At 61.2% G+C, this 20,414-nt stretch carries 28 protein-coding genes; 16 read left to right on the plus strand and 12 right to left on the minus strand.

The annotated features are described in order from the left end of the window. Positions 1-4 precede the first annotated feature (4 nt). The 3 genes from sthA to map all read right to left on the minus strand — a co-directional run bounded on the left by sthA (position 5) and on the right by map (position 3,202). Positions 5-1,411 carry a Si-specific NAD(P)(+) transhydrogenase gene (sthA, locus tag HJB84_RS15925; protein WP_207583985.1) on the minus strand — a complete coding sequence of 469 codons (1,407 nt, stop codon included), beginning with the start codon at positions 1,409-1,411 and terminating at the stop codon, positions 5-7. Positions 1,412-1,530: 119 nt separating this feature from the next. Continuing rightward, the gene (gene radC, locus HJB84_RS15930) at positions 1,531-2,358 is read right to left on the minus strand and encodes a DNA repair protein RadC (protein WP_207583986.1); all 828 of its coding nucleotides are present in this window, start codon (positions 2,356-2,358) and stop codon (positions 1,531-1,533) included. A 7-nt stretch (positions 2,359-2,365) separates the two neighbouring features. Next, positions 2,366-3,202 (minus strand): type I methionyl aminopeptidase, encoded by an 837-nt coding sequence (map, locus tag HJB84_RS15935; RefSeq protein WP_207583987.1) that lies wholly within the window; start codon positions 3,200-3,202, stop codon positions 2,366-2,368. Positions 3,203-3,450: 248 nt separating this feature from the next. Here map and HJB84_RS15940 point away from each other — a divergent pair, with 248 nt between their 5' ends. The 3 genes from HJB84_RS15940 (at position 3,451) to HJB84_RS15950 (ending at position 4,735) form a co-directional block, all read left to right on the plus strand. Further along, the gene (locus HJB84_RS15940) at positions 3,451-4,110 is read left to right on the plus strand and encodes a TetR/AcrR family transcriptional regulator (RefSeq protein ID WP_207584299.1); all 660 of its coding nucleotides are present in this window, start codon (positions 3,451-3,453) and stop codon (positions 4,108-4,110) included. Positions 4,111-4,238: 128 nt separating this feature from the next. Then, entirely contained in the window at positions 4,239-4,412 is a 174-nt protein-coding gene (locus tag HJB84_RS15945) for a hypothetical protein (RefSeq protein WP_207583988.1), read from the plus strand. Continuing rightward, positions 4,409-4,735, plus strand: coding sequence for a DUF6105 family protein (locus tag HJB84_RS15950; protein ID WP_207583989.1), 327 nt, complete (start codon positions 4,409-4,411; stop codon positions 4,733-4,735). Before HJB84_RS15945 ends, HJB84_RS15950 begins: the two co-directional genes overlap by 4 nt. On the opposite strand, the gene ruvX is transcribed toward HJB84_RS15950, so the two are convergent. Then, the gene (ruvX, locus tag HJB84_RS15955; RefSeq protein ID WP_207583990.1) at positions 4,678-5,166 is read right to left on the minus strand and encodes a Holliday junction resolvase RuvX; all 489 of its coding nucleotides are present in this window, start codon (positions 5,164-5,166) and stop codon (positions 4,678-4,680) included. The genes HJB84_RS15950 and ruvX overlap by 58 nt on opposite strands. A 228-nt stretch (positions 5,167-5,394) precedes the next feature. Between ruvX and HJB84_RS15960 the strand changes: the two genes are divergently transcribed. The 4 genes from HJB84_RS15960 to HJB84_RS15975 all read left to right on the plus strand — a co-directional run bounded on the left by HJB84_RS15960 (position 5,395) and on the right by HJB84_RS15975 (position 8,370). Next, positions 5,395-6,099 (plus strand): metal-dependent hydrolase, encoded by a 705-nt coding sequence (locus HJB84_RS15960; protein WP_221116329.1) that lies wholly within the window; start codon positions 5,395-5,397, stop codon positions 6,097-6,099. 69 nt (positions 6,100-6,168) lie between these two features. Continuing rightward, positions 6,169-6,456, plus strand: a complete 288-nt coding sequence (gatC, locus tag HJB84_RS15965) for an Asp-tRNA(Asn)/Glu-tRNA(Gln) amidotransferase subunit GatC (RefSeq protein ID WP_049734290.1) — start codon at positions 6,169-6,171, stop codon at positions 6,454-6,456. Between the two features lie 56 nt (positions 6,457-6,512). Then, positions 6,513-7,994, plus strand: a complete 1,482-nt coding sequence (gene gatA / locus HJB84_RS15970) for an Asp-tRNA(Asn)/Glu-tRNA(Gln) amidotransferase subunit GatA (RefSeq protein WP_207583992.1) — start codon at positions 6,513-6,515, stop codon at positions 7,992-7,994. Between the two features lie 100 nt (positions 7,995-8,094). After that, on the plus strand, positions 8,095-8,370 hold the full coding sequence (locus HJB84_RS15975; protein ID WP_207583993.1) for a hypothetical protein: 276 nt from the start codon (positions 8,095-8,097) through the stop codon (positions 8,368-8,370). Between the two features lie 51 nt (positions 8,371-8,421). Here the strand turns inward: HJB84_RS15975 and HJB84_RS15980 are convergent, their stop codons facing one another. Further along, positions 8,422-8,679: a YjhX family toxin gene (locus HJB84_RS15980; protein WP_207583994.1), complete on the minus strand. Its 258-nt coding sequence runs from the start codon at positions 8,677-8,679 to the stop codon at positions 8,422-8,424. 311 nt (positions 8,680-8,990) lie between these two features. Here HJB84_RS15980 and HJB84_RS15985 point away from each other — a divergent pair, with 311 nt between their 5' ends. Next, a complete protein-coding gene (locus tag HJB84_RS15985) occupies positions 8,991-9,500 on the plus strand; it encodes a GNAT family N-acetyltransferase (protein ID WP_221116330.1) in 510 nt (169 codons plus the stop codon). Between the two features lie 25 nt (positions 9,501-9,525). On the opposite strand, the gene HJB84_RS15990 is transcribed toward HJB84_RS15985, so the two are convergent. Continuing rightward, positions 9,526-9,909 carry a VOC family protein gene (locus tag HJB84_RS15990; protein ID WP_221116331.1) on the minus strand — a complete coding sequence of 128 codons (384 nt, stop codon included), beginning with the start codon at positions 9,907-9,909 and terminating at the stop codon, positions 9,526-9,528. 250 nt (positions 9,910-10,159) lie between these two features. Between HJB84_RS15990 and gatB the strand changes: the two genes are divergently transcribed. The 7 genes from gatB (at position 10,160) to HJB84_RS16025 (ending at position 15,144) form a co-directional block, all read left to right on the plus strand. Beyond that, positions 10,160-11,662, plus strand: a complete 1,503-nt coding sequence (gatB, locus tag HJB84_RS15995; RefSeq protein WP_221116332.1) for an Asp-tRNA(Asn)/Glu-tRNA(Gln) amidotransferase subunit GatB — start codon at positions 10,160-10,162, stop codon at positions 11,660-11,662. Positions 11,663-11,665: 3 nt separating this feature from the next. After that, entirely contained in the window at positions 11,666-12,169 is a 504-nt protein-coding gene (locus HJB84_RS16000; RefSeq protein WP_207583998.1) for a GNAT family N-acetyltransferase, read from the plus strand. 16 nt (positions 12,170-12,185) lie between these two features. Further along, on the plus strand, positions 12,186-12,647 hold the full coding sequence (locus HJB84_RS16005) for a GNAT family N-acetyltransferase (RefSeq protein WP_221116333.1): 462 nt from the start codon (positions 12,186-12,188) through the stop codon (positions 12,645-12,647). Positions 12,648-12,750: 103 nt separating this feature from the next. After that, positions 12,751-13,149: an NADH:ubiquinone oxidoreductase subunit NDUFA12 gene (locus tag HJB84_RS16010; protein ID WP_221116334.1), complete on the plus strand. Its 399-nt coding sequence runs from the start codon at positions 12,751-12,753 to the stop codon at positions 13,147-13,149. A 115-nt stretch (positions 13,150-13,264) separates the two neighbouring features. Continuing rightward, positions 13,265-13,705 carry a DUF2155 domain-containing protein gene (locus tag HJB84_RS16015; protein WP_164009333.1) on the plus strand — a complete coding sequence of 147 codons (441 nt, stop codon included), beginning with the start codon at positions 13,265-13,267 and terminating at the stop codon, positions 13,703-13,705. A 215-nt stretch (positions 13,706-13,920) separates the two neighbouring features. Next, a complete protein-coding gene (locus HJB84_RS16020; protein ID WP_207584001.1) occupies positions 13,921-14,112 on the plus strand; it encodes a hypothetical protein in 192 nt (63 codons plus the stop codon). Between the two features lie 9 nt (positions 14,113-14,121). Further along, positions 14,122-15,144 (plus strand): helix-turn-helix transcriptional regulator, encoded by a 1,023-nt coding sequence (locus HJB84_RS16025; protein WP_207584002.1) that lies wholly within the window; start codon positions 14,122-14,124, stop codon positions 15,142-15,144. A gap of 58 nt (positions 15,145-15,202) precedes the next feature. Here the strand turns inward: HJB84_RS16025 and aat are convergent, their stop codons facing one another. The 6 genes from aat to HJB84_RS16055 form a co-directional block, all read right to left on the minus strand. Beyond that, positions 15,203-15,817, minus strand: a complete 615-nt coding sequence (gene aat / locus HJB84_RS16030; RefSeq protein WP_221116335.1) for a leucyl/phenylalanyl-tRNA--protein transferase — start codon at positions 15,815-15,817, stop codon at positions 15,203-15,205. 7 nt (positions 15,818-15,824) lie between these two features. Then, the gene (accC, locus tag HJB84_RS16035; protein ID WP_207584004.1) at positions 15,825-17,180 is read right to left on the minus strand and encodes an acetyl-CoA carboxylase biotin carboxylase subunit; all 1,356 of its coding nucleotides are present in this window, start codon (positions 17,178-17,180) and stop codon (positions 15,825-15,827) included. Positions 17,181-17,184: 4 nt separating this feature from the next. Continuing rightward, positions 17,185-17,649: an acetyl-CoA carboxylase biotin carboxyl carrier protein gene (accB, locus tag HJB84_RS16040; protein WP_207584005.1), complete on the minus strand. Its 465-nt coding sequence runs from the start codon at positions 17,647-17,649 to the stop codon at positions 17,185-17,187. A gap of 20 nt (positions 17,650-17,669) precedes the next feature. Further along, on the minus strand, positions 17,670-18,107 hold the full coding sequence (aroQ, locus tag HJB84_RS16045; RefSeq protein WP_221116336.1) for a type II 3-dehydroquinate dehydratase: 438 nt from the start codon (positions 18,105-18,107) through the stop codon (positions 17,670-17,672). A gap of 160 nt (positions 18,108-18,267) precedes the next feature. Continuing rightward, entirely contained in the window at positions 18,268-19,026 is a 759-nt protein-coding gene (locus HJB84_RS16050) for a DsbA family protein (protein WP_207584006.1), read from the minus strand. Between the two features lie 104 nt (positions 19,027-19,130). Then, on the minus strand, positions 19,131-19,277 hold the full coding sequence (locus HJB84_RS16055) for a hypothetical protein (protein ID WP_207584409.1): 147 nt from the start codon (positions 19,275-19,277) through the stop codon (positions 19,131-19,133). On the opposite strand from HJB84_RS16055, the gene HJB84_RS16060 reads away from it, so the two are divergent. Further along, positions 19,236-20,393 carry a pyridoxal phosphate-dependent aminotransferase gene (locus tag HJB84_RS16060; protein ID WP_207584007.1) on the plus strand — a complete coding sequence of 386 codons (1,158 nt, stop codon included), beginning with the start codon at positions 19,236-19,238 and terminating at the stop codon, positions 20,391-20,393. The two genes, HJB84_RS16055 and HJB84_RS16060, sit on opposite strands and share 42 nt — an antisense overlap. Positions 20,394-20,414: the final 21 nt, after the last annotated feature.

The following is a 20,414-nucleotide window of genomic DNA, read 5'->3' on the forward strand; positions in this document are numbered from 1 at the left end:
ACCCTCAGAGTTCCGACTTGATGTCGCCCATCCGGTTCCAGGCGTCGAGGCCGGCGATCTTGTAGGCTTCGGCGAGTGTCGGATAGTTGAAGGTGTTTTCGACGAAATATTCGACCGTGCCTTTGAGATTGAGCACCGCCTGGCCGATATGCACCAGCTCGGTGGCGCCTTCGCCGACGATATGCACGCCGAGCAGGCGCCGCGTCTTCAGCGAGAAGATCAGCTTCAAAAGCCCGGTGTCGAGGCCCATGATATGACCGCGCGAGGTCTCGCGGAAGCGGGCGATGCCGCATTCATAGGGAATGCCGCGCTCCTTCATCTCTTCTTCGGTCAGGCCGCAGGTGGAAATCTCCGGCACGGCATAGATACCGTAGGGGAAATATTTCGGCGGTTCCTTGGCGACCGCGCCGATTGCGACGCGGGCAGCGATGCGGCCCTGTTCCATCGAGGTCGAGGCAAGGCTCGGAAAGCCGACGACGTCGCCGGCGGCGTAGACGTTGGCAACCGATGTCTGGAAGGTTTCCGGATTGACCTTGAGACGGCCGCGGCTGTCGGCTTCGAGGCCGATGGCTGGTAGGTTCAGCGCATCGGTCGCCCCCAAGCGGCCAGCGGCGAACAGCACCATGTCGGTCGTCAGGCGCCGTCCGCTGTCGAGCGTCAGCTCGACCTTGCCGCCTTCCAGCGTCTCCACCTTGTCGGCCTTCTGGCCGAGCAGCAGCTTCATGTTGCGGTCGCGCAGCTGGTAGGTGAAATCCTCGACGATTTCCTTGTCGATGAAGTCGAGCATCGTCGCCTTCGGGTCTATCACGGTGACGGCCGTGTCGAGCGCACTGAAGATCGTCGCATATTCGATGCCGATGACGCCGGCGCCGATGACGACCATTGAGCGCGGCAGCTCCTGGATATCGAGCAGTTCGTCGCTGTCGAGAACGGTCTTGCCGTCGAAGGGTATGTAATCGGGGCGGAACGGCTTCGTGCCGACTGCAAGCAGCACGCTGGCGCCGGTGACCTGGGTAATCTCACCGTCATCCTTGATCACCTGCAGCGTCGATGGATTGATGAAGCTCGCCTTGCCGCGAATATGCTGCACGCGGTTGCGGGCGAACTGGTGTTCCAGCACCTCGACCTCGTGGTTGAGCGTAATCAGCAGGCGTCGGCGCAGATCATCTGCACTGATCTCTTCCTTGACGCGGTAAGACCGGCCGTAGAAGCCGCGTTCGCGCCAGCCGGAAAGATTGAGCGCGGTCTCGCGCAGCGTTTTGGAGGGGATGGTGCCGGTATGCACGGACACGCCGCCGACGCGTTTGCCCTGCTCAATGACAAGCACTTTCTTGCCGAGTTTTGCAGCCTGGATCGCGCCGCGGCGCCCTGCAGGACCGCTACCCACCACAACGAGATCGTACTGAAGCATCATCTGGCCCCGGATTGGAAAAGGAATCATTTGCGACGCAAAGATGTCGCCCGTCTATCGGTAGCCGGTCAATGTTACAGATTGTTTTACGACCGCCGATTCAGCCGCCCCTGCGCTTTTCAGATCAGCTTCAGCCCCTTCAGGCTGACATGGCCGTCCTTGCCGATGATGATGTGGTCGTGGACGGTGATATCGAGCGCCTTGGCCGCCTCGATGATCACCTTCGTCATGTCGATGTCGGCGCGTGACGGCGTCGGGTCGCCGGAGGGGTGGTTGTGGACGAGGATCATCGCCGTTGCCGAAAGCTCGAGCGCGCGTTTCACCACCTCGCGCGGATAGACCGGCGTGTGGTCGACCGTGCCGCGGCCCTGGACCTCATCGGCAATCAGCACGTTGCGCTTGTCGAGGAAGAGGATGCGGAACTGTTCGCGGGTCTCGTGCGCCATGGCGGCGTGGCAGTACTCTATAACTGAGGACCACGAGGAGAGAATCTGCTTGCTCCTGAGCTCGCTCTTCAGGGTTCGGTGGGCAATCGTCGAGATCAGCTTCAGGTCGAGCGCCACTGCTTCGCCGACGCCCTTTATCTCCGTCAGCAAAGCCGCCGGCGCGCCGAAGACGCCGGAGAGCGAGCCGAACCGTTCGATCAGCGCCTTGGCGATCGGCTTGGTGTCGCGCCGCGGGATCAGGCGGAAAAGCAGCAGTTCGAGGATTTCGTAGTCGGCAAGCGCGGTGTCGCCCAGCTCGCGGAAGCGGTCACGCAACCGCTCGCGATGGCCGTGATAATGTTCTTGGCCGGCGAGCGAGGCGGGCAGGGCGGCCTTGGCATTCGGCACGGACGGTTGTTGCGAGCGTCCGCCGAAGAACGAGCGTTCGTCGGCGGCAATGGGCTCCTGCGTCTCGAAAGGCAGCTCGTCGTCGGAAGATGTCGCAACAGGCCGCTTTGCCATCGGATCGTCACCCGGCAAACGACGGCAGGCCGGGGCGATCGAGCCCACCCGGCGACAGGGTGAAGATCTCGCAGCCGCCCGAGGTAACGCCGACGGTATGTTCGTACTGCGCCGAAAGCGACCGGTCGCGGGTTACCGCCGTCCAGCCGTCGGCAAGAACCTTCACATGCGGCCGGCCGAGATTGATCATCGGCTCGATGGTGAAGATCATGCCTTCGCGCAGCTCGGGCCCCTCGTTGGCGCGGCCGTAATGCAGGATATTCGGCGAATCGTGGAACAGCCGGCCGACGCCGTGGCCGCAGAAATCGCGCACCACCGAACAGCGCTCGGCCTCGGCATAGGTCTGGATCGCCTCGCCGATTGCGCCGGTGCGGGCCCCGGGTCTGACGGCACCAATACCGCGCATCAGCGCTTCATAAGTAACCTCGAGCAATCGCTCGGATGCGCGCTTGATCGTGCCGACGGGGTACATCCGGCTCGAATCGCCGTGCCAGCCGTCGAGCACGAAGGTGACGTCGATATTGACGATATCGCCTTCGCGCAGCGGCTTGTCGTTCGGAATGCCGTGGCAGACGACATGGTTGATCGAGGTGCAGGTCGATTTGGTGTAGCCGCGATAGTTCAGTGTCGCCGGCTGGGCGCCGTGATCCATCCCGAAATCGAAGACGAAGCGGTCGATGTCATCGGTCACCAGCCCCGGCTTGACGATGTCGGCCAGCGCATCGAGGCAGCGCGCCGTCAGCTGGCACGCCTTACGCATACCCTCGAATGCTTGCGCGTCGTAAAGCCGAATAGCGCCCGTATTCTTCGAGGGCGCGGAAGAGGCTTCGATATAGTTCACCATTGCAGGGCCTTAGCGGAGAATATTAGAATTGTTCATAATGCAGCTATGCCGGGTTCGTCCATCGCGATCAACCGCCCGGACGAGATTTCTGAGCAGATCCGATCGCTCCGGTATGCAGTCTTCTGCATCCTTTTCTCCCCAAATCATTGGCCGGGATGGAATATCCACAGTCTTCCCAAGGGGATAGGATTGATCGGATGATGCCGCCCCGCTACTCACCGATTGGTGACAGCGGGGAAGGGTCGGTCGTGCTTGATGAAGCGGCAAAATTTGAAATTTCGTCCGAGCCCGGCGGCGAGCCGGAACGACGCGTGCGTGATCGCGGCGCCACCGAGCGGGCAATCCTTGCCGGCGCCAAAGGCCTGCTGGCCGAGGAAGGCTTCCAGAATTTCGGCATCAATGCGGTCGCGCGCCGCGCCGGTTGCGACAAGCAGTTGATCTATCGCTATTACGGTGGTCTCGACGGACTGGTCGAGGCGATCGGCGCCGATCTTGGCACATGGGTGAAGGATCGCATTCCGGAAGACGCCGGCGGCATGTTCCTGCTCACCTATGGCGACCTGATGGAGCGGCTGTCGCTTCTCCTTCTCGACGCCTTGAGAAACGATCCGCTGATGCGCCGCATCCTCGCCTGGGAAATATCGGAAAACACCGAGCAGGTGAGGCGGCTGTCGGAAGCGCGTTCGAAGGCGCTGGCTCTCTGGCTGGAGCGCATGCGCGGCTCGCTGACGCCGCCGAAGGGCGTCGATGCAACAGCCGTCAACGCCGTCGTCATCGCTGCGATCCAGCACCTCGTGCTTGCCGCCTCGGCCGGCGGGCAGTGCGCCGGTCTGTCGCTGAAGACATCAAAGGATTGGGAGAAGGCGGCGATGGCGCTGAAGCGCGTCGTGCGCGGCGTCTACGGCTAATACCTGTCTTATCCACAGGGGCGGCTGCCGCGTTAACCTTAACAAATGGTTTACGTTGCCTGGCCGCAGTTAACCCGACAGTGTGGTGGCGAGCAGAGATGGAATGAGTAGAGCCCCGAGTTGACGCCATGGGAACCAAAATCGCCAAAGCCTTGTTTTTCGTAACGGCGATGATGTTTTTCGCAGTGCTGGCGCTGGATATCGCAATTCCGACGCTGGTGCTTTGCGCCATGGCATTGTCGACCTGGTTGGTCTCCCTCGATCTGCCCGTCTCGCGCAAGCATGGAGGAGAGGCCGCATGAGGTGGTTTCTGGTCTTCTGGGCCGGCCCTATCGTCTTTCTGGGCGGATGGTACTGGCTCTCTTATTACGACATGAGCTTCGGCATTTTCATGTTGACGCGGCAGGTGCATGACCTGACGTTCCAGCTGTATGGCGAGGTATTGGGAATTCCGCCGGAGAGCATCCCGCCGCTCGTTGCCCGCGCGATCGCAGTCGACAGCCTTGTCGTCTTCGCCATCATGGGCTTCCGGAAACGCCAATCGATCATTGCCTGGTGGAAGGCGCGTCAGCTGAATTCGTCTTCCGACCTTGCCAGCAAGGAAAGCCTGTCGAGCGCGCCCTGAAGGATAAAGCTTGCCGCGGCCGAATCGATCCGTTCGGCCCGCTTGGCGCGCGACACGTCCATTTCAAGCAGCGTCCTCTCGGCCGCCACCGTCGATAACCGTTCGTCCCAATAGACGAAGGGCAGGGCTGTCTTCTGCTCCATGTTACGCACGAAGGCGCGCGTTGCCTGCACCCGCGGACCCACCGATCCGTCCATATTCATCGGCAGGCCGATGACGAAGCCTGCGACCTTTTCCGCTGCCGCGAAATCCAGCAGCGCCTGGGCATCGATGGTGAACTTAACGCGCCGGATCAGCGTGCGGGGCGTGGCGAAACGCCGCCCGAGATCGGACATCGAAAGCCCGATCGTCTTGGTGCCGAGATCGAGGCCGGCAATCGCCTGCCGCGGGGCAAGCGTCTCGGCCATTTCCTCGATCGTCAGCACCGTCATCGCCATTTCATCCCGTCAAAAGAAATTGAAGTCGCCGCTGCTTTTCTTTGCGGCCGCATAAGATATGTCCTTAGAGCATGATGCCGAAAAGTGTGAACGGTTTTCGGACGACGTCATGCTCCAATTCCCTGATTGAGATGCGGATTGAGATTGAGGCCGATCCGGCCAAGATCATCCGGATTTCCCATCGAAACCCGCTTTTGCATTGCGTAATAAAGGAGACATTTCATGAAGATCACCTGGCTCGGCCATTCCGCCTTCCGCATCGAGACTGGAAAGGCGAAAATCCTGCTCGACCCATTCCTCAGCCATAACGCCTCCTTTTCCGGCCAGGATATGAAGGATGTTTCGGCAGGCGTCACCCATATCCTGCTGACGCATGGCCATGGCGACCATGTCGGCGATACCGTGGCGCTTGCCAAGGAAACCGGCGCCGTCGTTCTCGCCAATGCCGATCTCGCCGCCTGGCTCGGCTCCAGGGGCGTCGACAAGATCGAGATGGGCAATACCGGCGGCACGATCGCGCTCGGCGGCTTCTCGGCGACCTTCACCAATGCGCTGCACTCCTCCGCGCATATCACCGAGGACGGCGTCTCGCATGCGCTCGGCAACGCCAACGGCCTGATGCTGCATTTCGACGACGAAGCCTCGATCCTTGCCATGGGCGACACCGACATCTTTTCCGACATGGCGCTGATCAATGAATTGCACCAGCCCGATATCGGCCTCGTGCCGATTGGCGACCGCTTCACCATGGGCGGCGCCGTGGCAGCCCTTGCCTGCCGGCGCTATTTCAGCTTCAAGACCGCGATCCCTTGCCACTACGGTACCTTCCCGATCATCGAGCAGACGGCCGATAAATTCGTTGCCGGCATGGAAGGATCTGAGACTGATGTGAAGGCGCTGAAGCCCGCCGAGAGCCTGTCGATCTGACGAAATCCCGTTGCACCGGGCGGACATGGCCTTTATAGCGGGTAGGAAAAATCCTATCCGGAGAATGCCATGTCCGTCGACCTTGCCACCGTGAAGCGCGTTGCCCACCTTGCCCGCATTGCCGTCTCCGAAGACGAGGCAAATCGCATGGTCGGCGAGCTGAACGGCATCCTCGGCTTCGTCGAGCAACTCTCCGAAGTCAATGTCGATGGCGTCGAGGCGATGACATCCGTCACCCCGATGGCGATGAAGAAGCGGACCGATGCGGTGACCGACGGCAGCAAGGCCGCCGATATCGTCGCCAATGCGCCCGTCACCGACCACAATTTTTTCCTGGTGCCGAAAGTCGTCGAATAGGGCTCAACGCCTCTTTCCGACCCTGTTGCCATTTCCAGATCTGAAGCGAAAATACGATGAGCGAACTCACCAGCCTGACCATTGCCGAAGCCCGCCAGAAGCTGCGCGCCAAGGAGATCACCGCACTCGAACTGACCGAGGCCTATATCTCGGCGATCGATGCGGCCAATGCTCATCTGAATGCCTATATAAAGGTCACGCCCGATCTCGCCCGGGTCATGGCGAAGAACTCCGACGAGCGTATCGCTGCCGGCAAGGCAGGCGATCTCGAGGGCATTCCGCTCGGCATCAAGGATCTTTTCGCCACCGTCGGTGTGCACACCCAGGCTTGCAGCCACATTCTCGACGGTTTCGAGCCGCGTTATGAATCGACCGTCACGCAGAACCTCTGGGATGACGGCGCCGTCATGCTGGGCAAGCTTAATATGGACGAATTCGCCATGGGTTCGTCCAACGAAACCTCGCACTACGGCCCGGTGATCAATCCCTGGCGTGCTGCGGGCTCCAACCAGCAGCTCGTTCCGGGCGGCTCCTCCGGCGGCTCAGCAGCAGCCGTCGCCGCGCATCTTTGCGCCGGCGCCACCGCGACCGATACCGGCGGCTCGATCCGCCAGCCGGCCGCATTCACCGGCACCGTCGGCATCAAGCCGACCTATGGCCGCTGCTCGCGCTGGGGCACGGTCGCCTTCGCCTCCTCGCTCGACCAGGCGGGCCCGATCGCCCGCGACGTGCGCGACGCCGCAATCCTTTTGAAGTCGATGGCAAGCGTCGACGCCAAGGACACGACCTCGGTCGATCTGCCGGTGCCGGATTACGAGGCAGCTCTCGGCCAGTCGCTGAAGGGCATGAGGATCGGCATTCCGAACGAATACCGTGTCGATGGCATGCCTGAGGAAATCGAGACCCTCTGGCGCCAGGGCATCGCCTGGCTGAAGGATGCCGGCGCCGAAATCGTCGACATCTCGCTGCCGCACACCAAATACGCCCTTCCGGCCTATTACATCGTCGCTCCCGCCGAGGCATCCTCGAACCTGGCGCGCTACGACGGCGTCCGGTACGGCTTGCGCGTCGACGGCAAGGATATCGTCGACATGTACGAGAAGACGCGCGCCGCCGGCTTCGGCAAGGAAGTCAAGCGCCGCATCATGATCGGCACTTATGTGTTGTCGGCCGGTTATTACGATGCCTATTACATCCGCGCCCAGAAGGTCCGGACGCTGATCAAGCGCGATTTCGAACTCGCCTTCGACGCCGGCGTCGATGCCATCCTGACACCGGCAACACCGTCGTCTGCCTTCGGCGTCGCCGATGAGAACCTCGCTTCCGATCCGGTGAAGATGTATCTGAACGACATCTTCACGGTGACGGTCAACATGGCGGGCCTGCCGGGCATCGCCGTGCCCGCTGGCGTCGACCAGAAGGGCCTGCCGCTCGGGCTGCAACTGATCGGCAAGCCGTTCGACGAGGAAACCCTTTTCAAGACCGCCCACGTCATCGAGCAGGCAGCCGGCCGGTTTACGCCGGCGAAGTGGTGGTAACGAATCCAACGATCCGGCTCTTCCACGAGCGGCGTCGACCTCGAAAAGGTGCATCTTAAGAAGCGGCTGGCTGATCGATAACGGGAACCAGGAGGAGCTTATGGCGAGCATTGATCTTGCGCGATTGATCGAGGCAATCGACAGTCTTGCTGCCGCCGGTTTCACCATGGGCGCGGATTGGCAGGCGGTACACGAAATCTGCCAGCGCCACGAAGGTCAACAGCCGTTCGACTGGGGCCATGCGCTTTGCCATCGCATCGAGGGCGACGACTGGAATGCCGATTACTGGTATCGCCGAGCCGGCAAGACGCGCGGCACGGGCACGATGGCCGACGAATGGTCGGCGATGCGGTCGGAACTTTCCGCAAAGGCTTGAGACGACACCCTGACCGCGCCGGTTCGAGCGTAGTCAGGGTGGCTGAGTGCATTACCTGTTGTTCAATTGCGCCCTGACCAAGCTCAGTCCTCTTTCGGTGATCCGGTAGGGCTGGCCGCTGGAGGACTTGATCGCTCTCAGCCGCTTCAGCCTGCGAAAGAGATCGAGATCGACGCCGGGATAGAGCCAGCCGTCGCGGGTGAAGCAGCTGACTGCCTCGATCTTCCTGTCGTCGTCGCGAGAAATTTCGATGCGGCCGCCTTGGGCCATGAGATGCAGGATGCGCTGCTCCGTGCGGGAAATGTCCATGTGTTGAGATCCGGTATCGCGCCCTGCAGGGCGCACAAAAACGATCTGGCGCTCTTTCGAACGTCAGGGCTTCGTTTTTTTCGGGCCCTTGCGCGCAAGCGGACTTGCGGGCAGGGCCTTTACCGGGTCTGTGACAGGCTCAACATAAAACACCTCGATAAGGTTTTTTATTCAGCGCGGAAATGGCGGTCAAGACCGTGCTTGCCGATCAAACCGGTCGAGTACCGCAGTTTCCAGCCATCATCCCCCAGGGGGGTACTGGTAAATTCGGCGACTCAATGGTCTAGTTGCGGGATAACGCGGAGGTGTCGTTGATCCACATTCGCAATGCCCGCGACGGCGAAGCGGTGCTATTGAGCGAGATCGGGCTGAGGGCCTGGCAAAAGGCGATGGCGGCGATCGGCGAATCGCACGCGATGATCGATGCAGCCCGCAACGCCTTTCGCAACTTCGTGGAAAACGACTGGCTGACCATCACCGTCGTCGAGCAGAATGGCCAGGTCGCAGGCTGGGCGGCGCGCGAGGGTTTGGACGAAACCATCTCGGATTTCTGGATCGATCCCGTCTTCGCCCGCCAGGGGCTGGGCTCCGCCCTCCTTGAGCGGATCGAAAAGGAGATCGCTGATCGAGGTTTCGAGAAGGCGGCGATGCAGACCCATTCCGGCAACAACGAGGCGATCGGCTTCTTCCGGAAACACGGCTACAGCATCCACTGGCTCTCGGTCGCCTATAATCCGAAGCTCGACCGCGACGTGCCCTCGGTCGGGCTGACGAAAACGCTGGTTTCGGACGGTAAGGGCGGATACGGGCAGGAATTCTGACAAATGCCGCCGGATGCGGTTAAGCCTATGGCAGATAATCGGACGTGACGCAAAAATTATTGCCTTCGGGATCATTCAATACGCAGTAAGCATCCGTCTCGCGCACCAATGTCGCGCCGAGGGATAAGAGCCGTTTCACTTCTTTCTCCCGATCGTCAGCGGCGATATCGAGATGAACACGGTTGCGGGCTGGACGTTCTCCTTGGCGAAGGTGGAAGCAAAGGCGTGTTCCGGGACCATCGACCATCACGGTCGGGTCCGTGTCGGGCGTCAGTCCTATCGCGGCGAGGCGGGCCAACTCATCATCGTCATAAGGCATCACTTCATAACCATCGAGCGCAGCCGCCCAGAAACGAGCAACCCGTGAGGGGACGTCGCAATCAACCACGATTTCCTTCAGTCTTCCCATGGGAGCTTTCGGTCCAAGGTATTTTTACTGAAGATAGAGATCACTATGGTATCGACAATCGGGGCGGTCGAAACTCTTGTCCATCGGTTCGTGTCCATGAAATGCATGGCCGCTCCTGGTGCAAAGCGGCCTTTCTCTGCGGGCAGAAGCGGCCGGCGGCAACTGCCATGCGATTCCGCGAAAGCCTTGCACCGGCACGCCATTTCCTTTACCTCACGAATGGAAAAGAACAGCCTGCAAAGAGTATCAGATGACCCTTGTCGACGTCCGCACGCCTGATCCGAAACGCTTCATCCCCGGCGCCACCGGCGACTGGGAAGTCATCGTCGGCTTGGAAGTCCATGCCCAGGTGCTCTCCAATTCGAAGCTCTTCTCCGGCGCCTCGACGGAATTCGGCAAGCCGCAGAATTCGAATGTCTCGCTGGTCGATGCCGCCATGCCCGGCATGCTGCCGGTCATCAACGAGGAATGCGTCAGGCAGGCCGTGCGCACCGGTCTCGGCCTCAAAGCCCAGATCAACAAGCGCTCGCTCTTCGACCGCAAGAACTATTTCTATCCCGACCTGCCGCAGGGCTATCAGATCTCGCAGTTCAAGGATCCGATCGTCGGCGAGGGCAAGATCGTCATTTCGCTCGGGCCGGACCGCCAGGGCCAGTTCGAGGATATCGAGATCGGCATCGAGCGCCTGCATCTGGAGCAGGATGCCGGCAAGTCGATGCACGACCAGCACGCGACCATGTCCTATGTCGATCTGAACCGCTCCGGCGTCGCGCTGATGGAGATCGTCTCCAAGCCCGACATGCGCTCGTCCGACGAGGCCAAGGCCTATATGACCAAGCTGCGCTCGATCGTGCGTTATCTCGGCACTTGCGACGGCAACATGGACGAAGGTTCGATGCGTGCCGACGTCAACGTCTCCGTCCGCCGTCCGGGCGAAGATTTCGGCACGCGCTGCGAAATCAAGAACGTCAACTCCATCCGTTTCATTGGCCAGGCGATCGAATACGAAGCCCGCCGTCAGATCGGTATTCTGGAGGATGGCGGCAAGATCGATCAGGAGACGCGGCTCTTCGACCCAAACAAGGGCGAGACGCGCTCCATGCGCTCCAAGGAGGATGCGCACGACTATCGCTATTTCCCCGATCCGGACCTGCTACCGCTCGAATTCGACGATGCCTTCGTCACCGCGCTCGCAGCCGATCTGCCGGAATTGCCTGACGACAAGAAGGAGCGCTTCGTGCGCGAACTCGGTCTGTCGATCTACGACGCCTCGGTGCTCGTCTCCGAAAAGGCGATCGCCGATTATTTCGAGGCGGTGGCTGCAGGCCGTGACGGCAAGATGGCGGCAAACTGGGTGATCAACGACCTGCTCGGCGCGCTGAACCGCACCGGCAAGGATATCGAGCAGACACCGGTTTCGCCGGTCCAGCTCGGCGCCATCATCGATCTCATCAAGGCTGGAACCATTTCCGGCAAGATCGCCAAGGACCTCTTCGAAATCGTGCTGAGCGAGGGCGGCGATCCCGCCGAGATCGTCGAAGCGCGCGGCATGAAGCAGGTGACGGATACAGGCGCGATCGAAAAGGCCGTGGACGAGATCATTGCCGCCAATCCCGATCAGGTGGAAAAGGTCAAGGCGAAGCCGACCCTGGCCGCATGGTTCGTCGGCCAGGTGATGAAGGCGACCGGTGGCAAGGCCAATCCGCAGGCCGTCCAGGCGCTCGTCAAGGCGAAGCTCGGCATCGAGGAATAAGCGGTGTATTTCGTCCGCACGGCCGGCGAGCGTGACTTGGAAAAGGTCCGCGTCCTGCTGGTAGAGAGCTTTCACGCCACCTATGACGGTCTGCATGGCAGGGCCAGGGTGGATGAGCTCACCACCCAGCTCTTTTCTCTCGCCGCACTGAAGACGCGCCTGGTGCGAAAGGACGCTGAATTCCTCGTTGCCGACGATGGCCGCACTATCGGCGGCATGGGGTATGCGGCGATGTCGCCTGAGCTGGCGAAGACAGTCATGCTGCATCTTCTCTATGTCAGGCCGGCGCTGCAACGCCAGGGCATCGGCCGCGATCTCTTCGCCGAACTCGAAAGCTGCTTCCCGGACGCGGAAATCATGCGTCTCGAAGTCGAGCCGCAGAACGTGGCAGCGATCGCCTTCTATCACGCGCACGGCTTCACCGAGGTTGGACGCAACGAGAATGGCGGGGCCGGGCAATCCGGCATTCCCACGCTGATTTTCGAAAAACCGCTCGAAGGGAATTGAGTCCAAGGCGTCCGCGTTGTCCGACATTGTCGTTCGCCAAGCGCGGCCGCAGGATCTGCCGGCTCTGGTGGCTCTATTCGCAGCCGATGCGCTCGGTGGTCATGGCGATACGATCGATCCCGACGCCTTTGCCGATTATCTCAGGGCCTTCGCAGCCATCGAGGCTTCGCCCGACCAGGCGCTTTATGTCGCGGAGTGCGGCGGTGAGGTCGTGGGCACCTTCCAGATGATGGTGACGACCTCGCTGACCGGCCGCGGTTCCTCGGCGATGATCATCGAGGCGGTGCAGGCCCGGGCCGATATGCGCGGGCAGGGGATCGGCGCACGGATGATCGAATTCGCCATTGCCGAGGCAAAAGGCCGCGGCGTGCGATTGGTGCAGTTGACCTCGAATGCGATCCGCAAGGATGCCCATCGTTTCTATGAAAGACTGGGTTTCAAGCCCTCGCATCTCGGCTTCAAGATGGCTTTGAAATGACCGGTGCTTATCGTGGAATCGCTGGACAATTCGGCTTGGCAACGGCATAAGCGAGAAAACGAATTCTGGTTTGGCTCGCATCTGGCGGGCACAAGGAAAAGACATGTGGAATCTTCTGGTTCAGACCTTTACCTGGTGGAACGGTCAGACGATGGGCACGCGTTTTGCGACCTGGCGTTTCGGCAAGCGCGTCGGCGAGGATGAATTCGGCAACGTCTATTACGAAGGCGGCATGTCTTCCTACGGTCTGCCGAAGCGCTGGGTGATCTACAAGGGTTATGCCGATGCCTCTGCCATTCCACCGGGCTGGCATGGCTGGATGCATCACCGTACCGACGTTCCCCCGTCCAAGGAAAACTACGTCGCCAAGGAATGGCAGAAAGCGCATCGCCCCAATTTCACCGGTTCTGCGCAGGCTTACCGTCCGCCTGGCTCCATTGCCGCTCCGGGTGAGCGTCCCCGCGTCACCGGCGATTACGACGCCTGGACGCCGGGCAACTGAGACAGCTCGACCGGGGCAATCCCAAACCCGGCTTTTGGCCACAATTGACCTTTACCCGCAGGTTGGCCGCGCTTGACCGCGGCTGCGAACGAAGAATGTCTGGAGACGGGTACACATGAAGCTCTTCACGCGGAACAGGGTGCTGCGTGCCGCCGGATCGCTGCTGGCGCTCTCGGCCTTGCTTCCGCCAGTTGCGGCGAATGCCGCACGCATCGAAAATCCGGTAGCCGTCTTCTCCGGCCTCGACAAGATCACCGGCCGTATCACCACCTTCGACGTCTATGTCAACGAGACGGTTCAGTTCGGCGCGCTGCAGGTGACGCCGAAGGCCTGTTATTCGCGCGACCAGGCCGAAGCACAGAAGATCGACGGTTTCGTCGAGGTCGACGAGATCACCCTCGACCGCAAGATCCGCCGCATCTTCACCGGCTGGATGTTCGCCGCCAGCCCGGGCCTTAACGCCGTCGAACACCCGATCTACGACGTCTGGCTGAAGGACTGCAAGGCAAACTCGGACGTCCCGGCTCCTGACGGCACCAAGGCGACAGCCCGCTAAAAAGCGTCCCGCCAACGCGCCAGACCTTCCCTTCGTCGAACTGCAGGTGCTTCGTGACGATCGCAATGACGTCTTCGATTTCCTTACTTCGTGCAAAGGGAGGCCCAGCGGCAAGCGTGATCTTCTGAGCCCGATGTCGTCCGCCTGCATGACAGGGTACGGCTCGGATGCGTGCGAGAATGTTTCAGATGAAGCCCCGAACCAGGAGGCATCAAATGGATCTTCAGAGTCTCGTCGCTGCTCACATGCCGAACCACCGCCGCCCCACACAGATGGACGCCGCGGCCGAGGGCCGATACTACCGAAATCAGATCACCCTGCCGCCGCCCTTGGGGCTTCGGTTACTCGGCCTGATCGCAACGACCGCCGGCGTGACGCTGTTTCTGGCTGGCGTCATCAAGGCATGAGGCGTCGTCATGGTCAGACAGACCGATCATGCTATGCTGCGATCCCTTGTCACTGGGGAACGGGAGATGGACGACAGCGAGGCTGACCGGGCGTCGATCATGGCGGTGATCCGCGCCGAAACCGAGGCCTGGCTGCAGCGGGACTTCGAGGCGCTGGCGAGCCATTGGATGCAGTCGCCGCAGACCCGGCGGATGGAAGCCTTCGCCTCGCTGGGCGTCCGGGTGGACGAAGGTTGGGACCCGATCGCGGCGCGGATCAAGAAGATCGTGGAGCGATTCCCGGAGAAACACGCCTTCGAGGGGCGCGTCCGCTGGGAAAAAGTCAACATCGTCGTTGACGCCAACATGGCCTGGGTGACCTTCGATCAGATCGGCAGCGACACCGGCGAGGATCGCAAGCGCCAACTGCGGATACTTCACCGGATCGGCGGCGCCTGGAAGATCGGCTGCATGGTAATGATGGAGAGCAGCGTCGAGGAGGCGAGATGCTCGCTGATCGAGGTCGACGCGGATGCAAAAATCCTCTGGACGAACCGGCTGGCGCGGGAACGGATTCGCGGCCATCCGGGGCTCGTCGCCGCTGCCGGCCGCTTGCGCGCCCGGCGGCGTGATCGCGACGTCGCGCTGCGCGAGGCGGTGCGCCTGGCATTCCATGAGTTGCAGAGCCAGAGACCTTTGAACATCGCGCCGAAGCAGGCCTGGTCGGTGGCGCTCGGCGAGGACGCGGCGGGGATTCCGCTCTACTGCTGGGTCCTGCTCGAGGACGGCAAGGCGCTGGTTTCCTTCGACGACGCCGAGACGGTGGTGCGTCGGATTGCGAGCGCGCGGGAGGTCTTCGGCCTCTCGCCGGCGCAGACCCGGCTTGCTCGCCTGATCGTCGATGGCCACGACCTCGCCGCCGCCTCCGATCAGCTTGGGGTCAGTGTCAACACGTTGCGCACCCAGTTGCAGCGCATCTTCGACAAAACAGGCGTCCGCAGCCAGGCGGCATTGGTCCGGGCGCTGTTGAGCGCCGGGACTCCGAGCAAATAAACTCGACTGCCGGGCGCCGCGGCATCCGGCTAACCGCCGGCGCCTGATCTTTCGGAGCTTAAAACTTAAGGTGTGGCGACTCCATCGCCGTGGCAAGCATATTGGCATAATCGGCCTTCGGAACGTCTATCGCTCCGAACGTCTTCAGGTGTTCGGTGGTGAATTGTGTATCGAGCAGGGTGAAACCTTTTTCCCGCAGCCGCTCGACCAGATGCACGAGGCAGATTTTCGAGGCATCCGTTCGCCGCGAAAACATGCTTTCGCCGAAGAAGGCCGAGCCCAGCGAGACGCCGTAGAGACCGCCGACCAGATCATCGCCGTCCCAGGCTTCGACGGTATGGGCATGGCCCATGTCGAACAGCGTCGAGTAAAGGGATCTGATCGTTCTGTTGATCCAGGTGCTTGGGCGCCCGGAGGTCTCTTCCGCGCAAGCCGCTATCACCTGATCGAAAGCGTAATCGAAACGGATCTCGAAGGGTTTTCGGCGCACCGTCTTGGCAAGGCTCTTCGACACGTGGAAATCGTCGAACGGCAGCACGCCGCGCAATTCCGGCTCGACCCAGAAAATTTCCGGGTCGTCGGCGGATTCGGCCATCGGGAAGAGGCCGATGGAATAGGCGCGCAGGAGGATTTCAGGGGTGATGCCTGGTGACTTCCTGCGCGATCCTGCCATTCCCGCCCTATGCCGCCGGTGTGTTGGCGAGGTAGTCTTCCAGCCAGTGGATGTCGTAGTCGCCGTTGGCGATATCCTGGTTGGAGACGAGATCCTGGAACAGCGGCAGCGTCGTATTGATGCCGTCGACGACGAATTCGTCGAGTGCCCGGCGCAGCCGCATCATGCATTCGACGCGCGTGCGACCGTGCACGATCAACTTGCCGATGAGGCTGTCGTAATAAGGCGGGATTTTGTAGCCCTGATAGGCACCGGAATCGATGCGTACGCCGAGACCACCCGGGGCGTGAAAATGCGTGATCGTGCCGGGCGAGGGCACGAAGGTGCGCGGGTGCTCGGCATTGATGCGGCATTCGATGGCATGACCGGAAAAATGCACTTCATCCTGGGTCACCGAAAGACCGCCGCCGGAGGCGACGCGGATCTGCTCGTGCACGAGGTCGATGCCAGTGATCGCTTCCGTGATCGGATGCTCCACCTGCAGGCGGGTGTTCATTTCGATGAAATAGAACTCGCCATTCTCGTAGAGGAATTCGATCGTGCCGGCGCCGCGATATTTCAGCTTCTTCATGGCGTCGGCGCAGACCTGGCCGATCTTCATCCGCTGCTCGACGTTGAGCGCCGGCGAATTCGCCTCTTCCCAGACCTTCTGGTGGCGCCGCTGCAGCGAGCAGTCGCGCTCGCCAAGATGAATGGCATTGCCTTCGCCGTCGCCGAACACCTGGATTTCGATGTGCCGCGGCTTGCCGAGATATTTTTCCATATAGACGGCATCGTTGCCGAAGGCGGCCGCCGCTTCGGTGCGCGCCGTCGACCAGGCCTCGATCACGTCGGCCTCGCTCTTGGCGACCTTCATGCCGCGTCCGCCGCCGCCGGCCGTTGCCTTGATCAGCACGGGATAGCCGATTTCAGCAGCCGTCTTCAGCGCATCCTCTTCGGTCTTCACTTCGCCGTCCGAGCCCGGAACGACGGGAATGCCGAGTTCCAGCGCCGTCGTCTTGGCGGTGATCTTGTCGCCCATGATGCGGATATGATCCGCCGTCGGCCCGATGAAGGTGATGCCGTGGGCTTCGAGAATATCCGCGAACTTGGCATTCTCCGACAGAAAGCCGTAGCCCGGATGCACGGCGTCGGCGCCGGTGATCTCGCAGGCGGCGACGATCTGGTGGATATTGAGATAGCTCTCGCGCGAGGAGGGCGGGCCGATGCAGACACTTTCGTCGGCAAGCCGCACATGCATGGCATCGGCGTCGGCGGTGGAATGAACCACGACGCAGGCGATGCCGAGCTCCTTGCAGGCCCGAAGCACGCGAAGGGCGATTTCCCCGCGATTGGCGATGAGGATTTTCGAAATCATGGGCATGGGCCTATTCGATGACGACGAGGGCTTGGCCGTATTCGACGGGATGTCCGTCATCGACGAGGATCTCGGTCACCTTGCCCGACTTCGGCGAGGGGATCTGGTTCATCGTTTTCATCGCTTCGATGATGATCAGCGTCTGGCCTTCCTTGACTGTCGCGCCGACTTCGATGAAGGCACGCGCGCCGGGAGCCGGCGCCATGTAGACGGTGCCGACCATCGGCGCACTGACGACATTGGCGGGATTGCGGGCGGGAGCGGCGGCCGGCGCAGTTGCTGCTGCCGGAGCGGCGGCTGCGGCATAGGCAGGCGCTGCGATCGGCGCCTGGACATATTGCGGCGTGCCTGCACGCGAAACGCGAATGCGCAGGTCGTCCTGCTCGACCTCGATCTCCGTCAGATCCGTCTCGTTGAGGATATTGGCGAGATCGCGGATCAGTGCCTGATCGATACCCGATTTCTTTTCAGCCATGGTGTTGCCCTGTCTTATTCTTATGCCGTGATGTTCTTCAGCGCATGAAGCGCCAGGATGTAGCTATGAGGCCCGAAGCCGCAAATCACGCCCTTGCATGCCGGCGCAATCATCGACTTATGGCGGAATTCTTCCCGCGCATGAACGTTGGATATGTGGAGTTCAATGACGGGAATGGAAATAGCGCGGATCGCATCATGCAGCGCGACCGAAGTATGCGTATAGGCGCCTGCGTTGATGGCAACGCCGACGGCCTTTTCGTCGGCCTCATGGAACCAGTCCACAAGCGTACCTTCGTGATTGCTCTGACGGAAATCGATGTCGAAGCCGAGTTCGCGGCCGGCGGCCTTGCAGTCCGCTTCGATGTCCTTCAGCGACTTGCCACCATAAATGCCGGGCTCTCGTTTGCCCAGCATGTTCAGGTTGGGGCCGTTCAGGACGAAAATCGTTTGCGTCATCGAATGTTCCGTAAAATGTACGACGGCAACCTATAGACTCCGTGAAGGCTGAATGAAAGCCCTTACGGATTGGCCAGCGGAATCACGCCACATTTGTCCACATGGTCGAAACGCTTCGATTTTGGCGATTTGATGGGCGGCCGGCTGGCGGCTCACTTGCTCAGCAGGCGGTCTTGCCGCAGCTGCGCATATTCTTGACCTTGGCTTCGAGATCGTCGAGCCCGACGGCGCCCGGCACCAGTTCGTTGCCGATCACATAGGACGGCGTGCCGCTGATGCCGAGACTGGAGGCGAGCTGGTAGGTCGCCTGGACGACACCATCATTCGGGCTCTTTGCCATCTCGGCGCGAATCTTGTTCTCGCTGACGCCGAGCGAAGCTGCAACCGCGATCGCCGTTTCGTCGGAGGCGCGGCCTTCGGCGCCGAGAAGCGCGACATGGAAATCGGCATATTTCTCCGGCGCCAGCTTGCGGAAGGCGTCGGCCACCTTGTGGGCTGCGACCGAATCCGGCCCGAGGATCGGAAACTCCTTGAGCACGAAACGAACGTTCTTGTCCTTCTTGAGCATCGCCTGCATGTCGGGAAGCGCGTGACGGCAGTAGCTGCAATTGTAATCGAAGAATTCGACGACGGTGACATCGCCCTTGGGATTGCCGAGGGTGACGTCGTTCTTCGAATCGAAGATCGCGGCCGTGTTCTCGTCGATCGCCATATTGGCCTTCACCAGCCGCTGGGCTTCCTGCTTCTTCTGCAGCGCATCCTGAACATCGAGCATGATCTCGGGATTCTCGATCAGGTATTGCTTGATGAATTCGCCGAACTCCTTCTTCTGCTGGTCGTCGAGCGCTGCCGCCGGAAACGGAAGGGCGATCGATGCGGCAAGTGCCAGTGCGGTGAAGGTTTTCGGAAGAAAGGCCATGATATCCTCGTCAACGGCGATGTGGTCGTCTCTCTGTCGAAAAGACCGTCGCCGGGTTATGGACTTGAGTGCGTCGCGTCAAGGTACGGTGCGTTGTGTTCTGCTCAAACAGGAATTTTCATCCCAGCGTGACCCTCGCGGGATTGTGATGAGCCGATTAATGCGGCAATTGTCAGGCCGTCAGTGAAGTAGCCGAGCGAGAAGCGATCTTGTTTTCCATATCGAAACGCAGCGAAGTCGAGCCATTTCATGCCATGGACGTCCTGGCGGAGGCGACGAAAAGGCGGGCGGCCGGCCAGCCCGTTATCTCGATGGCGGTCGGTCAGCCCTCGCATCCCGCCCCTCAGGCTGCCCTTGAAGCAGCGCGCGCAGCTCTTGCCGAAGGCCGGATCGGTTATACCGATGCGCTGGGAACGGCGCTGCTGAAATCGGCACTTGCCCGGCACTATAAGGATCGCCACGGCCTGGAGATCGATCCCAAGCGGATCGCCATCACCACCGGTTCCTCGGCCGGCTTCAACCTCGCCTTCCTGTCGCTCTTCGATGCCGGCGATGCTGTGGCGATCGCAAGGCCTGGTTATCCCGCATATCGCAATATCCTCGGCGCGCTTGGCTTGAAGGTTGTCGAAGTGCCTGTAACGGCCGAGACCCACTTCACCCTGACGCCTGAGAGCCTCGAGGCGGCGCAGAAGGAAAGCGGCGTGACGCTGAAAGGCGTGCTGCTCGCAAGCCCCGCCAACCCGACCGGCACGGTGACCGCTCGCGATGGGCTGAAAGCGCTCGCGGACTACTGCGCGGCCCATTCCATCGCCTTCATCTCCGATGAAATCTATCACGGGCTGACCTTCGCCGGCGAGGAGGCCAGCGCGCTGGAGCTGACCGACGAGGCGATCGTCATCAACTCCTTCTCCAAATATTACTGCATGACCGGCTGGCGAATCGGCTGGATGGTGCTGCCGGAGCGCCTGGTGCGGCCGATCGAGCGGGTGGCGCAAAGCCTTTATATCTCCCCGCCCGAACTTTCCCAGATCGCCGCCACGGCCGCGCTCGGTGCCGGCGACGAACTCGATCTTTATAAGGCGAGCTATGCCGCCAACCGCGACTTGCTGATGCGCCGCCTGCCGGAGATCGGCCTTGCGATCGCGTCACCGATGGACGGCGCCTTCTACGCCTATCTCGACGTCACCCGCTTCACCAATGACAGCATGGGTTTTGCCAAGCGCATGCTCGCGGAAATCGACGTCGCCGCAACACCCGGCCTCGACTTCGATCCGCTGGAAGGACATCGAACCCTGCGTCTGTCTTATGCGGGCTCGGAAGCCGAGATCGCCGAGGCGGTGGAGCGAATCGCAACCTGGTTGAAATAGCGCCCGCGGGCACGCCAGCGG

This window comes from Rhizobium sp. NZLR1b (genome assembly GCF_019685155.1).
Lineage (GTDB): Bacteria > Pseudomonadota > Alphaproteobacteria > Rhizobiales > Rhizobiaceae > Rhizobium.